Source organism: Paenibacillus tritici, from assembly GCF_013204885.1.
GTDB lineage: Bacteria > Bacillota > Bacilli > Paenibacillales > Paenibacillaceae > Paenibacillus_AQ > Paenibacillus_AQ tritici.
The window spans coordinates 1-14,164 of sequence record NZ_JABMKX010000022.1 but is presented as its reverse complement, the minus strand read 5'-3'; the positions used below and the strand labels follow the sequence as shown (position 1 = coordinate 14,164).

Annotated in this window: 17 protein-coding genes; 12 read left to right on the top strand and 5 right to left on the bottom strand. The window is 52.7% G+C overall.

Annotated features, from left to right (window positions below; genetic code table 11):
- Window positions 1–111 precede the first annotated feature (111 nt).
- Entirely contained in the window at window positions 112–1,200 is a 1,089-nt protein-coding gene (locus HQN87_RS27990) for a glycosyltransferase (protein ID WP_173140004.1), read from the top strand.
- 67 nt (window positions 1,201–1,267) lie between these two features.
- On the opposite strand, the gene HQN87_RS27985 is transcribed toward HQN87_RS27990, so the two are convergent.
- Window positions 1,268–2,032 carry an SGNH/GDSL hydrolase family protein gene (locus HQN87_RS27985; RefSeq protein WP_173140002.1) on the bottom strand — a complete coding sequence of 255 codons (765 nt, stop codon included), beginning with the start codon at window positions 2,030–2,032 and terminating at the stop codon, window positions 1,268–1,270.
- A gap of 180 nt (window positions 2,033–2,212) precedes the next feature.
- On the opposite strand from HQN87_RS27985, the gene HQN87_RS27980 reads away from it, so the two are divergent.
- From HQN87_RS27980 to HQN87_RS27965, 4 genes are all read left to right on the top strand, one after another.
- On the top strand, window positions 2,213–2,617 hold the full coding sequence (locus HQN87_RS27980; RefSeq protein ID WP_173140000.1) for a hypothetical protein: 405 nt from the start codon (window positions 2,213–2,215) through the stop codon (window positions 2,615–2,617).
- On the top strand, window positions 2,618–3,022 hold the full coding sequence (locus HQN87_RS27975; RefSeq protein ID WP_173139998.1) for a hypothetical protein: 405 nt from the start codon (window positions 2,618–2,620) through the stop codon (window positions 3,020–3,022).
- 182 nt (window positions 3,023–3,204) lie between these two features.
- Window positions 3,205–3,576: a hypothetical protein gene (locus tag HQN87_RS27970; RefSeq protein ID WP_173139996.1), complete on the top strand. Its 372-nt coding sequence runs from the start codon at window positions 3,205–3,207 to the stop codon at window positions 3,574–3,576.
- A gap of 16 nt (window positions 3,577–3,592) precedes the next feature.
- Entirely contained in the window at window positions 3,593–4,825 is a 1,233-nt protein-coding gene (locus tag HQN87_RS27965; protein ID WP_173139994.1) for a beta propeller repeat protein, read from the top strand.
- Window positions 4,826–4,919: 94 nt separating this feature from the next.
- Here HQN87_RS27965 and HQN87_RS27960 read toward each other — a convergent pair whose 3' ends face one another.
- Window positions 4,920–6,023 (bottom strand): glycosyltransferase family 4 protein, encoded by a 1,104-nt coding sequence (locus HQN87_RS27960; protein WP_173139993.1) that lies wholly within the window; start codon window positions 6,021–6,023, stop codon window positions 4,920–4,922.
- A 118-nt stretch (window positions 6,024–6,141) separates the two neighbouring features.
- Window positions 6,142–6,984, bottom strand: coding sequence for a sugar phosphate isomerase/epimerase family protein (locus tag HQN87_RS27955; RefSeq protein ID WP_173139991.1), 843 nt, complete (start codon window positions 6,982–6,984; stop codon window positions 6,142–6,144).
- Window positions 6,985–7,080: 96 nt separating this feature from the next.
- Between HQN87_RS27955 and HQN87_RS27950 the strand changes: the two genes are divergently transcribed.
- Both HQN87_RS27950 and HQN87_RS27945 read left to right on the top strand, forming a co-directional pair.
- Complete coding sequence (locus HQN87_RS27950; protein WP_173139989.1) at window positions 7,081–8,061, top strand: acetylxylan esterase; 981 nt, start codon at window positions 7,081–7,083, stop codon at window positions 8,059–8,061.
- 96 nt (window positions 8,062–8,157) lie between these two features.
- Window positions 8,158–8,529 (top strand): YkvA family protein, encoded by a 372-nt coding sequence (locus HQN87_RS27945; RefSeq protein WP_173139987.1) that lies wholly within the window; start codon window positions 8,158–8,160, stop codon window positions 8,527–8,529.
- Window positions 8,530–8,591: 62 nt separating this feature from the next.
- Here the strand turns inward: HQN87_RS27945 and HQN87_RS27940 are convergent, their stop codons facing one another.
- Window positions 8,592–8,978: a winged helix-turn-helix transcriptional regulator gene (locus HQN87_RS27940; RefSeq protein ID WP_173140141.1), complete on the bottom strand. Its 387-nt coding sequence runs from the start codon at window positions 8,976–8,978 to the stop codon at window positions 8,592–8,594.
- Between the two features lie 152 nt (window positions 8,979–9,130).
- Here HQN87_RS27940 and HQN87_RS27935 point away from each other — a divergent pair, with 152 nt between their 5' ends.
- From HQN87_RS27935 to HQN87_RS27925, 3 genes are all read left to right on the top strand, one after another.
- Window positions 9,131–9,817: an NAD(P)H-dependent oxidoreductase gene (locus tag HQN87_RS27935; protein ID WP_173139985.1), complete on the top strand. Its 687-nt coding sequence runs from the start codon at window positions 9,131–9,133 to the stop codon at window positions 9,815–9,817.
- A 247-nt stretch (window positions 9,818–10,064) separates the two neighbouring features.
- Window positions 10,065–10,481, top strand: a complete 417-nt coding sequence (locus tag HQN87_RS27930) for a CidA/LrgA family protein (protein WP_173139983.1) — start codon at window positions 10,065–10,067, stop codon at window positions 10,479–10,481.
- A complete protein-coding gene (locus tag HQN87_RS27925) occupies window positions 10,478–11,167 on the top strand; it encodes an LrgB family protein (protein WP_173139982.1) in 690 nt (229 codons plus the stop codon). Before HQN87_RS27930 ends, HQN87_RS27925 begins: the two co-directional genes overlap by 4 nt.
- Window positions 11,168–11,179: 12 nt before the next feature.
- Here HQN87_RS27925 and arfA read toward each other — a convergent pair whose 3' ends face one another.
- On the bottom strand, window positions 11,180–12,688 hold the full coding sequence (gene arfA / locus HQN87_RS27920) for an arabinosylfuranosidase ArfA (protein ID WP_173139980.1): 1,509 nt from the start codon (window positions 12,686–12,688) through the stop codon (window positions 11,180–11,182).
- A gap of 150 nt (window positions 12,689–12,838) precedes the next feature.
- Between arfA and HQN87_RS27915 the strand changes: the two genes are divergently transcribed.
- Complete coding sequence (locus HQN87_RS27915) at window positions 12,839–13,741, top strand: ArsR/SmtB family transcription factor (protein ID WP_173139978.1); 903 nt, start codon at window positions 12,839–12,841, stop codon at window positions 13,739–13,741.
- A gap of 98 nt (window positions 13,742–13,839) precedes the next feature.
- Complete coding sequence (locus HQN87_RS27910) at window positions 13,840–14,013, top strand: hypothetical protein (RefSeq protein WP_173139976.1); 174 nt, start codon at window positions 13,840–13,842, stop codon at window positions 14,011–14,013.
- Window positions 14,014–14,164: the final 151 nt, after the last annotated feature.

The window sequence follows — 14,164 nt, the reverse complement described above, 5'->3', positions numbered from 1 at the left end:
AAAAAGTACAGCTCCCAAAACACCCGGAATCTCTGGGTTAGAACAAGGGGTCCCTGTTAGTTGCACTGCATATCATGATAGCACAATGGATCATTCATTGAGGAGGCTGCCATGATAGAGATCAGTTTGTGCATGATTGTCCGCAATGAGGAAAAAAGCCTGCCCCGCTGCCTGTCGTCCGTGAAGGGACTTGTAGACGAGATCATCATTGCCGATACGGGATCGACCGACCGCACCAAGGAGATTGCCGCTTCCTTCGGGGCGGTGATTTATGATTTTGCCTGGATTGAGGATTTCTCGGCGGCACGCAATTTCGCCTTCAGCAAGGCAACCAGGGAGTACATCTTCTGGCTGGATGCGGATGACTATCTGCAGGAGAGAGATCAGGCGCTGTTCAGAGAGCTGAAGCCATGGCTGCCGGGAAATGTGGACAGTGTGAATATGCAGTACAATCTCGCTTTTGACGGGGAGGGCAAGGTGGTTACTTCCTTGCGGCGCAACCGGCTGGTCCGCCGGGCCTGCGGGTTCAGATGGATCGGTCCGGTGCATGAATATCTGGAGGTGTACGGTCCGTCGCTCAGCAGTGACGTCTGTGTTACCCATGACAAGGATAAAGAGCATACCGACCGCAATCTGCGTATCTACCGCAAACGGGCGGCAGAGGGGGAGAGCTTCACTCCGCGCGATCAATATTATTATGCCAACGAGCTGCGTGATCATAGACTTCTGAAGGAAGCTTGCCATTACTATGAGTTGTTCCTGAATGGCGGGCTGGGCTGGATTGAAGACAATATTCAGGCCTGCCTGCGGCTGGCCGAATGCCGGGAGGGTCTGGGGGACAAGGAAGCTTCGTTCACGGCTATCGCCCGCACGCTGCAATATGATTCTCCGCGTGCCGAAGGCTGCTGCCGGCTGGGAGCCTGGCATCTGGAGAAGGGCCAGCTTCACCCGGCCGTCTACTGGTATGAGCTTGCACTTGTGCTGCCCGACCGGGCGGAATCCATGGGGGTGAGAAACGAAGCCTTCAACACCTGGATTCCGAATCTGCAGCTTGCACTCTGTTATGACCGGCTGGGCCAGCATGAACGGGCGAATAGGTATAATGAAACTGCGCTGCTTCTATTTCCCGGCCATCCCAGCATGATTTACAACCGTACTTACTTCCAGCAGCTTCTGGGTGACAGGTATGTCTCGCTGTAGCCTTGAGCATATAGAAGCGCTCCTCCTGCCGAAGCTGGGGGAGCGCTTGAATGTTGAGTTGAGTTTATCATCCACGCCCCGGCATGGCCGCAGGGTCCAGCAGCAGCTGGGGTTCGCTGGTGCGGATGAAATCCAGAACCTTGTCATAGATAATCCGGTGCCCTTCCCGGTTGGGGTGGATGCCATCCCGGCAGATGAACTTGGTGTAATCCGGCTGCTGGAGGAAAGCGCCCCGGACATCAATAATCTTGGTCTTGGTACTCTCGGCAACCTTGATGATCGCGGAGTTGTAGCGTTCCTGCCACCAGTAAATCTTGGTGACGCTGCCGAGGAATTTCATAATGTTGACCTCGGAATCGGGATTATTGCCGCTGACCCACTTGAAGTAGTTGTCCGCATTCAGCGGGGGCAGACTCATCAGAATAGGGGTGATCCCCTGGTTCTTGAGGAAATCAATCATATCGAGCAGCATCCGCTCGAAGGCCGGAAAATCTGTTTTGGGACTATGCTCAGCTTCGGGGTTGCTCGCAATCTCTCCCCAGTGATAGTCACAGTCATTGCCGCCGTATTCAATCAGGACCACATCCGGTCTCTCCTTGAGTACATCCCGCTTCAGGTTGCCGAAGCCCTTCATCAGCGTATTGCCGAATCTGGCTGTGTTGCGCATTGCCCCCTTGAGCTTGCCCTGGAGCATAGATACATAATTATCTTCCAGAATGACATAACGGCTTCGTGCCTCATCATAGACAACGCCCTTGGAGATAGAGTCTCCGCTCACCATGTATTTGAACTCAGGTCCCGTGGGTTCCTTGTATTCTTCATTCGTATTCATTGTCCCGCCTCCGATAACCCTAGTGTATATAAATTCAGTGTAAACCATACATACAGCCGTGCCTATGTATAGATGTCATGGTTTCGTACGGCTGGGTGTTACATCCCGTTGTTAGTCCAGTCAGCAGATTGAATTCTTCATAGAATAGAGAGAATGAATTTGATACTGGGAGGTTACAGGATGACTCAAATCATTGATTTCAGTAAAAGCACAATCACAAGCTTCAGCCAGTCCATTGCCATACCCGTTCTTGCTTCGCCCTCCAGCAATACGCTTACCCAATTTGGCATGGCGACAGCTCTGGGCGGGAGTGTTCTGCTTAATGCTTCGGTAGGTGTGCAGACGGTGTTCGGCACTCCAGATCTGTTATTCACTATCCTCCGCGGAGCTGCGCCGGTGTTCACACTGCGGACCACGGTGCCTGGTGCCGGGCTATTTGATCTGATCAGCCTCTCCTATGTCGATACTGGTTTTGCCGCAGGATATTTCGCTTACACCTTAACGGTGTCACTAGTGAATTCCTCCGCTTCTAACGCTGCCAATCTGATAGGTCCCGTGGATTTCTCGGGACTCTCGCTGGTGTGATTGATGATGAACGTTATTGATTTCAGCAAAAGCGTCCCGTCGAGCTTCAGTCAATCCGCTTTACTTCCTGTAATAGCCCTGCCGGGCAGTACCATTCTGGGACAATTTGGAGTGTCTGCCGGACCGAACGGGCTGGTATTGCTTGAAGCAACGCTTGGCTTGCAGAACAGCCTGACTAATGCTTCGGATCTGATCATTACTATTGTTCGTAATGCGGTACAGATTTTCACCGCGCGGTCCAGTTCATTGACCGGGAACAGCTATGAAGCCATTCATCTGGCGTTCACCGACAGCGGTCTTCCCGCCGGTTACTATGGATATGCCCTCACTGCATCTGCAGTCAGCAGTGTGAATCCGCCGACGATTATAGGACCGCTCGTGTTCTCGGGCCTATCCGTTTCTTAGCATTACGCCGGGGAGGCTTCATTTCCCCGGTTTTTTGATGCTGGAATATAGATTTCCTCATCGGACAAATCGAGGGATACATATACATAGGCAATTGGAGAAGTCTGCGGCCGGGAAGGGGGGCAGAGAACCTGATTTAAGAAGGAGCTATCTTCCGAAAAACGGGAAGGAGTAATTGACTTATGCCTTACACAACGGGAGCGGTCTACAATTCGCCTGCCGGAACATCACATATCGACCGGATTCAAATTTCCTGCCTGAATGATTCCATTATCGCAGCCATTAATATTAATTTGCAGATCTTTCATTTCATCGGCAGCAATTTTACGCGGGTGCCTGTGGGAGAAACACTATTCCAAGTGAATCCTCAGCAACTGGTGGTACAGACGTTCTCGGTTAATGCTGCCAGCTACTACGAAGCCCAGATTAACTTTTACAGTGCGGTCAACACTATCATAAATGTGTTTGCACTGGATGCCGCAGGGAATATTATCGAGCAAATCCTTCAGCATGAACTTACATACATTGACCGGTTGTCCATTATTAACACTTGAAACGGGGTGATGTCTATTGGCGAATGTCAATGTTACAGCAGGACTTCCGGGGAATCATATTGAGCCTTCTATTGCGGTAAATGAACTGGATCCCAATATCCTGTGCGCAGTAGCGGTAGATTCCAGTACCGGCACAGCTTTGACCGGATTCTACCGGTCGGTTGACGGCGGAGCCACCTGGTCCTCAACGATCCTGCCACAGGCACCGGGATTTATGAGTGCGGAAGCACCGACGATTGATTATACTTTTCCTGATACATTTATCGTAGCGGTCCATTTTTTCAATGAATTCAATGACGGGACCATTGCAACGTACACCACATTTGACAACGGGCTGACCTTCAATCCCCCTGTTATCGTCCAGCGGGGCTATGGCTTGTATGTCCATAATGACGAGCCTTTTCTTGCTGTAGACCGTTCTCCGTCCAGCCCCTACAGGGGCAACGCATATGTAGGCTATACCCCACTATTCTATTTAGGGACTAATGCTGCGATCTTCTTCCAGCGTTCGCTGGATCAGGGACTGAGCTGGGAACGGCCACAGCGTATTTCTGATCCCCGGGGGGATCTGGAACGGGCTGCACTTATTGTCGGACTGGCGGGAGAAGTCTATGTAGGATATATTCAGCTTGGACCAGGTCCGAAATATGCCTATATCCGTGTCTCCCAGGATGGGGGAGTCAGCTTCAATCCTCCGGTGACCCGGGGAGCGACTTTTCTGGCGAGTACTGTTCCCGTGCCCAGCCCGCTGCCGGTTCCGAATTATAACTTCCGCGTACAGACCAATTTAGCCCTTGGAGCAGATATTTCCAATGGTCCGTTTGCGGGTTTTGTCTATGCGGTGTGGAATGATTTCCGGCTGGGTTATGCCGATATTTTCTTCTCGCGTTCCCCGGACGGGTTGCTGTGGTCCCAGCCGGTGAGCATCACAGGGGCTCCGTCCGGGTCGCAGAATTTCTCGCCTGCGATCACAGTATCCCCCTCAACGGGTACGGTGCGGGTGATCTATTATACCAACCGGCTGGACGGCTTCCTGCTGGATGTGTTTGTGGCCGAATCCATCAACAGCGGCTTGTCCTTCACGAACCGGAGGGTCTCAGATGTGTCTACCAATCCGAACGGCAATTCCCCGGTTCCCACTCCGCTGATTGGGGACTACATTACAGCAGCTACCATTTTCCCTGATACGCTGGCGGCGGTGTGGAATGATACCCGGCTGAACAAGCAGGATGTTATTTTTGGCAATTGAGGTGCGATGAAGCACAAGTAGATATGCAGAAGCAGGCCCAACCTCTGTCCATTCAGGTTGGGCCTGTTGCTGCATCCCCGCTCATAACTGCAATTTACTGCTTGCGCACTCTGGAGCTGACCAATCTCTGCAAAAGGGTGGACGAAGGCGGATGAGTAACACCATTCCCCGTTAGGAAGGCTGCCGTTGTCTGTTCCATAATTCTTACACTGTTCTCCCAGGTCCATTCCTTGGAATCGGCTTCGCCGCGTGCGGCAATCCGCGTACGGAAGAAGGGGTCCTGAATAAGCCGGATTACATCCTCTGCAATCCGGTTCTCATGCCGGTAAGATAACAGGCAGTTCTCATCATGGCGGGCATACTCCAGATTCCCGCCGGAGTAGACGGATACTAACGCAGCTCCGCAGCGCATGGCTTCCAGTCCCGGCAAAGAACCGGTATCAAAGATACTCGAGCTGACAAAAATATCAGCACCGTTATAGTGATAGCATAACTCCTCGTCATTAAGCGGGGTGAAAAACCGGTATTTCCCGCTGTCCTTCATGCTCTGAAGTGACGCAGAGCTGTAGAACTCATCCGGCGGACTGATGAAATTGATATTCACCCACGGAATGTTCTGCTTCACGATTTCCAGCTGACTTACCAGATACTCCTGCTCCCGGTGCCAGGAGAAGCCGTGCTCTACCTTGCGGAGAATCGCCGTAATATTCAGCGGTTCCTGAAGCTTGTGGCGGATATTCATGTTACGGAAGGTCGAACTGATCCCTACGGGCACAATGCTTCCGCTGATGCCATGACCCAGCTCAATCAGTTCCTGCTGCCACCTGGAGAGCACAATCAGCTTATCGGTAGCATGATAAGAGGGGAAGGAGACTTCATTTTCCGGTAAAAACAGCGGTTCATAACACAGAGACAGGCGCACATGAATGCCCTTGCCGTTCCGGCTTGCGGCTTGTGAGACCGGAACTGTAGTGTAGAAATTGGACACGATGATATCGCTGACCGGGAAGTCGGATTCACGGAGCAGCGGATAGTCGGTAATCAGCAGAATGGAATGAACTTCATATGAAACAGCCCCTCCCAGCGGCATAACGATCACAACCTGGTGGCCCCGGGCAGTAAGACCGTTCGTAAGCTCTACGAGCATGCGTTGTGCCCCGCCATGGCATAGGGTAAGAATGGGGAAAGTGAACCGCATCTGTGATCCCTCCCTTTCTGAGCACGAATCGCTTGCAAATACGCGATATGTATACTATTTTATTCAGTAAAAAGCGAAAAGTACCGCTTAGCGGTACTCTTCGGGGAAATGGGCCGCCCTATGCTTCCTTACGCAATCTGCGCAGCTCAGTCAGGCTGTCCCTGATCTCCAGACCCGTGACGTCTTCCAGTGAAATGTCGATCATCGGCTTATGGGCCTCAAGCTTGGCCAGGAACTCCCTGGTGTGGAACAGCCCGCGTCCGGGGGCACCATGGCGAATCCGGGAACCCTCCTGATAGATCCCTTTCAGATGGGCCAAGATGATCCGGTCGCCGAACAGGCTGAAGGAACTGTCCACGATCTCATCCTGCAGGTGAACCTCTTCACCGATCAGGTTGCACGGATCGAATACCACACCGATGGAGCTGGAGGGTACCTCATCGAGGATACGCCGCATTTTGGCCGGGGAAGACAGGGTGTGGGTGCTGACGCCTTCGAGTCCCAGGAACACGCCCCATTTCTCTGCTTCCTCTGCCAGCTCCTCGACGGTTGCCTTAAGGGCCTCCCAGCCGAGCTCCTCATAACGGTAAGGGTCGAATTCCTGGAAGGTTGTTAATGCTCCGGTCTCGGTAGCGACCATGGGGGCCCCGAACAGGCGGGCGTAGCGCAGATGCTCCTTGAAGCGGTCGATCTCCACCCGGCGGACCGCAGGATCGGGATGAATCGGATTGATATAGCAGCCAAGCACGCCGATGCGGATGCCGGCCCTGTCGAATTGCTCGCCGATATAGGAGGCCAGACCCGGACTCAGCTTGCCGGGGGACAGGTCGATGTCCTGTATCGCTTTGGACAGGGCGAGCTGAACGAAGTCAATATTGTAGGTCTGAAGAGCGGCGGTCAATTCCTTCAGCGGCAGGCGGCCCGCAGTGTGGGCCAGGGTTCCGTAACGAATAATGAACAACTCCTTTGGAATTCGATGGATTTATACTTATAATATTAATGACGCTTACATAGACATGCAAGGTTACAGAGTGCATGCAACACAGGAGGAATAGAGATGAACGCAATAGAACAACGCAAGCAGGAGCTTGAGCATTGCCGGCCGGAGCCGACACTGGACCCGGAGACGATTGATGAATTCTGGAATGATCTGCTGGCAGAGGATGAGGAGCAGCCGCTGGATATTACCATTATACCTGAAGCAACCCCTTATCCGGGAATGAAGGTCAGCAAGGTCAGCTATATGAGTTATAGTGAAACTACAATTCACGCCTGGTATCTCCAGCCTGCGGTTGACCCTGACGGCAGCGCAGAGCGGCCATGTATTGTAACCTTTCCGGGCTACACCGGAGACCGGGGTTATCCTGAACGCTATGCACATTTCGTGCTGCTTGGATACGCTGTACTGGCCGTAGATGTTCGGGGTCAGCTTGGAGAGACCGGCAACCTGCTGCCGCAGGAGCATGGGATCGTCAGAGGCTGGATTACCCAGGGGCTGCTGGAGAAGGAGCAATCCTATTATCTGGCGTTAGCCATAGATACCGTCCGCGCCATAGAGACGGCAGCGCAGCTGCCTGGGGTTGATCCGGCGCGGATTGCGATTACAGGAGCCAGCCAGGGAGGGGGGATTGCTCTGCTGGCAGCAGCGCTTAGCCGCCGCGTAGCTGTAGTATCCGCAGATATTCCTAACCTTTGCCGGCTGGATTTCGGGGTGCTGAATTCCACCAGCTCGCTCACTGAGATTGCGGAGTATCTGAAGCGTTACCCGGAGCATCTGGAGCGTGTGCTGCAGAACCTGGCCTATTTTGACATTGTGAATCTGGCCCACCGGATTACCGTTCCTGTCCTCATGTCTGTAGGCTGGAAGGATACGGTGTGTATGCCAGAGACAGTATATGCCGCCTATAATCGGATTGAGTCGCCCAAGGAGATGAAGGATTATCCGTTCTCCGGGCATGAGGTGAGCGAATTCCAGCGCAGACAGACGGCCCTGTTCTTCCAGGAGCATCTCGGTTCAACATTGAATCCGGTAGAGTGAAATTGATTAGCAGCAGGCGAAATGGTGTGAAGTTATAGTGAGGGTTGGCGCAAGGCCGCGCGGAGGCTCATTCTAATCACCGGGAGGGAACGACGGATGGACAAAGAGGCAGGCAAGCTGCCGGCAGGAGTATTGGTGGAGAACTTTGAGTATGACAAGAAGAATGAAGAGCTGGTCAAGAAGAGCTTTTGGAGCAAAACCAAGAAAGTTGCCGGTAAAATTCCATTCACCAGAGAAGCGATAGCCATGTACTACTGTGCACTGGATGCCAAAACGCCGTTATGGGCAAAAGGGATTGCTTTTGGCGCGCTGGCTTATTTCATCTCCCCGATTGATGCCATTCCCGATGCGCTGATCGGACTGGGCTTCACGGATGATGCTGCTGTTATGGCAGCCGGTATCCGGGCCATTGCCGGGCAGGTCAAGGAGGAGCACAGGCAGAAGGCGGAGGAGTTCTTCAAGAATTGATGAATTCATGACCACAGGACAAGGATGCGGCGGGTTGCTGCATCCTTATTCTGCGTCTCCCGCTAACCCTCCACACCCAGAGATTGGCTGCCTGTAGTCTGCTGCATCGCCTGGTACTCCAGCCCCCAATCTCTCATCAGCTTGATGATCGGAATCAGAGTCGTGCCGAATTCGGTCAGGGAATACTCGACTTTGGGCGGCACCTGATGATACACCTCGCGGTGGACCACACCGTCTTCCTCCAGCTCACGGAGCTGCAGGGTCAGCATACGCTGGGTGATGCCAGGGCAGATCCGGCGGAATTCATTGAACCTTTTGGCGGAATCCATCATGTGGTATAACAGTACGCCCTTCCATTTGCCGCCGATGACATCAAGCGTAAATTCTACAGGGCAGGCTGGGCCCTTGCCATCCGTGCAGGAGCCAAAGCCGCCTTTGCGGTTGCGCATCATGGACCACGCTCCTTAGTATCATTTTGTATACTACATAACAAAAATGTGCGTACTTCTATAAATGCTGTTCATCCATTACTATAAGCATGAAAGCAGGATAACGTCAATTCCTGAATATGAAGGATAGATACGGAAAGGGAGTGCCTAATATGGATAACACAAGCACAATACCGGCATTGGACAAACAGCAAATCCTGGCCGCCTATGAGTATAGACATGCGACCAAAGTGTTCGACGGCAGCAGGAGGATCAGCGAAGAGGATTTCGGCTTCATCCTGGAAACGGGACGTCTGTCCCCAAGTTCATTTGGTTTCGAGCCATGGAAGTTCGTGGTGGTCCAGAATCCCGCTGTCCGTCAAAAGCTGCTTCCCTATGCCTGGGGCGCTCAGAAACAGCTTCCGACAGCAAGCCATTTCCTGCTGATTCTGGCAAGACAGCCCCGTGATATGGCCGCAGGCTCAGACTATATTCAAGGCATGATGCGTGAGGTACAGAAGCTGCCCCCTGAGATTGCCGAGGGGAAGAGCCAGGTCTATGATGGCTTCCTGAAATCCGATTTCGAACTGGAGGGTAATGAACGGGCGATGTTTGAATGGGGTGTGCGCCAGACTTACCTGCCTCTCGGCAATATGATGACCGCAGCGGCGCTGATTGGCATTGACTCCTGTCCGATTGAAGGCTTCGATAAGCAGAAGATCGAGCAGGTTCTGGCTGACGAGGGGATTATGGACCCTGAGCATTTCGGAATCGCCTGCATGGTTGCCTTCGGCTACCGGGCCGGGGAACCCCGTGCCAAAACCCGGCAAACCGCTGCACAGGTGGTGGAGTGGGTCTAACGGCAATCACTTCCTATCCTATCGCCGTAGAGCATGATCTGAAGCTTAACAAAAACGGATGTTGTCCTTAGGGCATCATCCGTTTATGCTTGGAATATAAGAATTTTAAGTTTTACATGAAAGTACATAGAAGCGTCGAAAAAAGATTGAAAATTTACTGAAAATTCTGATACGCTTAAGGGGTCGGCTGTGACCTGTAAGAGGCTGCTTGTGACCGTCAACTCAAGATTGAAGGGATTCCTGCATTATGAAAATCATCCGTGTTATCGCTGAAGTCTGTTTGCTGTATGTGTTCTTCCTGGCCGGAGAATATCTGCAAAAGCTGCTGCATCTGCCCATTCCGGGCAGTATCGTAGGACTCTTGCTGCTCTTTGTGCTGCTGCTCGTGAAGATCGTTCCCGTCAAGCTTATAGAGAACGGCTCGTCTTTTATACTGGCCTATCTGCCCATGTTCTTCATCCCGGCAACCGCAGGCATTATGAACCATCTGGATATCTTCAGCGGAAGAGGGCTGCTCCTGATCGGCATTCTCGTGATCAGCAGTGTGCTGACCATGGTGGTGACGGCCCATTCCAGTGAGTGGATTGCCAGCCGCAGCGTTAAACGGCTAACACGCCGGACTAACCGGGCACGCAATCTTCAAGGGAAGGGGAAGGAAGCATGAGGGCTCTGCTGGCTATTGGTTTTGTACTGATGAACGTCCTGATCTATCTGCTCATGTCCATGCTGTACAAACGCTACCGTCTTCCTGTCCTGCTGCCTGCACTGACCGCAACGTTCACGGTTGTCGTGCTGCTTATGGGCTTCCAGATATCGTATGAGACTTATATGATCGGTGGCGACTGGATTAACCGCCTGCTTGGACCGGCAGTGGTATCGCTGGCCTATCCTTTATACAAACAGCGGCATGTGCTGTGGAAGAATCTCCCTGCGATTCTTGGCGGAACGGTTACGGGTCTACTGGTCGGAATGTTCAGCGGACTCCTGATGGCCGCCGGCCTGGGGTTCTCCAAACTGTATGTGCTGTCCATCCTGCCCAAGTCGATTACCACCGCTGTTGCGATCCAGATTTCCAGCGATCTCGGCGGCGACTCCTCGCTGACCTCCGTCTTCGTGATGATTGCCGGATTCACCGGGGCGATCGGCGGACCCTATATCATCAAGCTGTTCAGAATCCGCGGAGAGTCGGGAATCGGCATTGGTCTGGGAACGGCTTCCCATGCCCTCGGCACAGCCAAAGCCCTGGAATACGGCGAGGAGTCCGTATCCATGAGTTCTGTAGCCATGACCGTGTGCGCCATTGTCGGCTCCATTGCCGGACCGCTCGTCGCCTGGATCATGTACCATTAGTCATGCCATATCTCAGCCGTTCACGCGCAGACGGATCACATTCCAGGACGCGGCCGGAAGCAGGGCGGCTACCCGTCCGCCGTCTGCGGCTGCCGTTCCGCGGTTATGCGGAAGCACATTCGCCGGATTAGAGCGGGTATTCGCCGCTTGAAGATCTTCATTCTCAAGGATGGTATGCTGAAGGACCTCTACGGCTCCGAAGCTCCGCAGATCGACAGCCAGGTCCAGGCCTTCGCTCAGATGGCGGTTGACGGCAAACACAGTAACCTCGTTCAATTCCTCATTATATACACTGACAGCTTCCAGATAAGGAACGTCGGTGAAATCCTTGGAATCATATTTTGGGCTTGTGATCAACGGGTGAAGCACGGTTCCCCGGCCATAGACAGAGGCGTGCATATAAGGATAATACGTGGTCTGAAGCCATAGCGGGCCGCCGTTCTCCGTCATAATCGGTGCAATGACATTGATCAGCTGGGCGATACAGGCCATTTTGACCCGGTCTGCATGTTTGAGCAGGCTGATCAGGCAGCAGCCGACCACCAGCGCATCCTCCAGCGTATAGACATCCTCGAATTCAGGCGGTGCAATCTGCCAATGCTGCTCCGCGCGGCTTGAGCCCTGTGATTTCCACACATTCCATTCATCCAGCGACAGATAAATCTTTTTCTTGCTTTTCTTCTTAGCCTTGATATAATCACATACTGCTGCTACGCTGTCGATGAACTGATCCATATCGAGAGATTGGGCCAGGAAATTCGCTGTATCACCATTATTATTGTTGTAATAGGTATGCAGCGAGAGGAAATCGACATTCTCGTAAGTGAGATCCAGTACGGTGGCTTCCCATTCGGCAAAAGTGCTCATATTGCTGCCCGAGCTCCCGCAGGCCACAAGCTCCAGGGAAGGGTCGACCCAGCGCATGGCTTTGGCGGTTTCATTGGCTAGACGCCCATATTCAACGGCAGTTTTGGCTCCAATCTGCCACGGGCCGTCCATTTCATTGCCCAGACACCAGGTACGGAAGTTATGGGGAGCCTGATATCCATGGGAGATGCGCAGGTCACTCCAATAAGAACCGGAGGGGTGGTTGCAGTATTCGACCAGATTCCTTGCAGCGTCGATACCGCGTGTGCCCAGATTGACGGCCATCATCACTTCGGAACCGGCCAGCTTGGCCCAGTCGGCGAATTCATTCGTGCCTACCTGGTTAGTCTCAGTAACCCACCAGGCCAGTTCAAGAGAGCGCTTCCGTTCTTCCTTAGGCCCGACACCGTCTTCCCAGTTATAGCCGGATACGAAGTTGCCTCCAGGATAACGGATGATCGGCACATTCAGCGCCTTGATGGCCTGAAGCGTATCTCCGCGAAAGCCGTTAGCGTCTGCGGTTGGATGCCCCGGCTCATAAATTCCGCCGTACACGGCCCGGCCCAGATGTTCAATGAATGAACCATACAGCCTCGGGTCCACCTCGGCCAGCTTGAAGTCCTTGTCGATAATCATTTTGGATGGAATGCTCATAGGGTGAATCTCCTTTATGCTTGATTAATGTAATGGTTAATTGGTTAGGCTCGATTATGATTACATAATACGGATTACGGGACATACTAAGCAATAACTAATTTCAGGATTAATGAAAAAACTAATTCAAAGAGCGCGGAGGGCAGCTTAATGTATTTAACAACGGATTCCGAATCGCTGAAGGTCTATGAAGCACTTGCCAGTGAAGTGCGGCTCAGGATTATCGACCTGCTCAGCGTCCAAGAGATGCATATTAAGGAGATTGCCGCCAGGCTGTATCTCAGCAGTGCAATTGTCAGCTCACATGTAGCCAAGCTTCAGAAGGCAGGCATTGTCAGCTCCCAGATGAAGCGGATTGATGGGGGGACCTATAAATTCTGCTCCCTTTCCGCCAATTTTCTGCAGATTAAATTATCCGGTGCCAAAGGGATTGCCCGCAAGGTAGTCGAGGTCTCAGTGCCTGTCGGACATTATACGGATCTGGAGGCTTCACCGACCTGCGGCATTGCCACAACCGAGAAGCTGATCGGGTATTATGACGACCCGCGTTATTTCCTGGACCCGGAACGGGTGGATGCCGGCATTCTCTGGTTCGCCAAAGGGTACGCTGAATACAAGGTTCCGAATTATCTGTTCCTGGATCAGACGGTACAGGAGATTGAGATTTCGATGGAGATCGGCTCGGAAGCACCGAGTGTCAACGAGAAGTGGCCTTCCGACATTTCTTTTATGATGAACGGCATCCCGCTTGGCAAATGGACCAGTCCCGGCGATTTCGGCGTGATGAGAGGCCGGCTGACCCCAGCCTGGTGGAATTCGGATGTGAACCAGTATGGCCTGCTGAAGGTGCTGAGGATTAATGCAGGAGGAACTTATATAGACGGCCAGCAGATATCCGCAGTTACCATAGATGAAGTAGGATGGCAGCGGGATCAGTGGAGCTTCCGGTTCACGGCAGAAGACACCACCCGAAGGCGGGGCGGCTTAACCTTGTACGGGCGCGGCTTCGGGAATTACGAGCAGGATATTGTATTTCGTGTGTATTACGAATAATGGGCCTCTGTGAAATGTAATGTTTGCAAAAGAGGACTATGGGTAACTATAACTAAGTAGTCCCAAACCTTGCACAACTTGCATAAGGAGGAGTTCACATGTCAGATCATACTCAAAATGAAGCAGACCTCCGCAACAAAGAGAATAAAGACGGTGATTCTCTTGCGGAACGTAAAAAGATGGAGAATGGTGTGGATATTGAACCGGAAGCCGATGATTGGGTAGCCAAACCGGCGGAATCCGCCCATCCTGACCCGCTTCCGAAGAATTAGGGAGTAATAAGAAGGTTGGCCTGAGACGGAGGGGCTGTCCCAAAAGCCATGAAATGGCTGCTTGGGACGGCCCTTTGTTTTGGAGTAAGATCAACGTGGGCACTTGGGTGGACGCTGCGCGAACGGACCGTTATTCCAATCGCTGTGCTCT

Excerpts from the sequence above, each read along its gene's own strand:
- HQN87_RS27960 (WP_173139993.1), bottom strand. The coding sequence starts at position 6,023 with ATGCGGTTCACTTTCCCCATTCTTACCCTATGCCATGGCGGGGCACAA.
- arfA (WP_173139980.1), bottom strand. The coding sequence starts at position 12,688 with ATGAGCATTCCATCCAAAATGATTATCGACAAGGACTTCAAGCTGGCC.
- HQN87_RS27940 (WP_173140141.1), bottom strand. The coding sequence starts at position 8,978 with ATGCGCAACCGCAAAGGCGGCTTTGGCTCCTGCACGGATGGCAAGGGC.
- HQN87_RS27945 (WP_173139987.1), top strand. The coding sequence starts at position 8,158 with ATGGACAAAGAGGCAGGCAAGCTGCCGGCAGGAGTATTGGTGGAGAAC.
- HQN87_RS27990 (WP_173140004.1), top strand. The coding sequence starts at position 112 with ATGATAGAGATCAGTTTGTGCATGATTGTCCGCAATGAGGAAAAAAGC.
- HQN87_RS27985 (WP_173140002.1), bottom strand. The coding sequence starts at position 2,032 with ATGAATACGAATGAAGAATACAAGGAACCCACGGGACCTGAGTTCAAA.
- HQN87_RS27950 (WP_173139989.1), top strand. The coding sequence starts at position 7,081 with ATGAACGCAATAGAACAACGCAAGCAGGAGCTTGAGCATTGCCGGCCG.
- HQN87_RS27980 (WP_173140000.1), top strand. The coding sequence starts at position 2,213 with ATGACTCAAATCATTGATTTCAGTAAAAGCACAATCACAAGCTTCAGC.
- HQN87_RS27915 (WP_173139978.1), top strand. The coding sequence starts at position 12,839 with ATGTATTTAACAACGGATTCCGAATCGCTGAAGGTCTATGAAGCACTT.
- HQN87_RS27910 (WP_173139976.1), top strand. The coding sequence starts at position 13,840 with ATGTCAGATCATACTCAAAATGAAGCAGACCTCCGCAACAAAGAGAAT.
- HQN87_RS27930 (WP_173139983.1), top strand. The coding sequence starts at position 10,065 with ATGAAAATCATCCGTGTTATCGCTGAAGTCTGTTTGCTGTATGTGTTC.
- HQN87_RS27925 (WP_173139982.1), top strand. The coding sequence starts at position 10,478 with ATGAGGGCTCTGCTGGCTATTGGTTTTGTACTGATGAACGTCCTGATC.
- HQN87_RS27970 (WP_173139996.1), top strand. The coding sequence starts at position 3,205 with ATGCCTTACACAACGGGAGCGGTCTACAATTCGCCTGCCGGAACATCA.
- HQN87_RS27935 (WP_173139985.1), top strand. The coding sequence starts at position 9,131 with ATGGATAACACAAGCACAATACCGGCATTGGACAAACAGCAAATCCTG.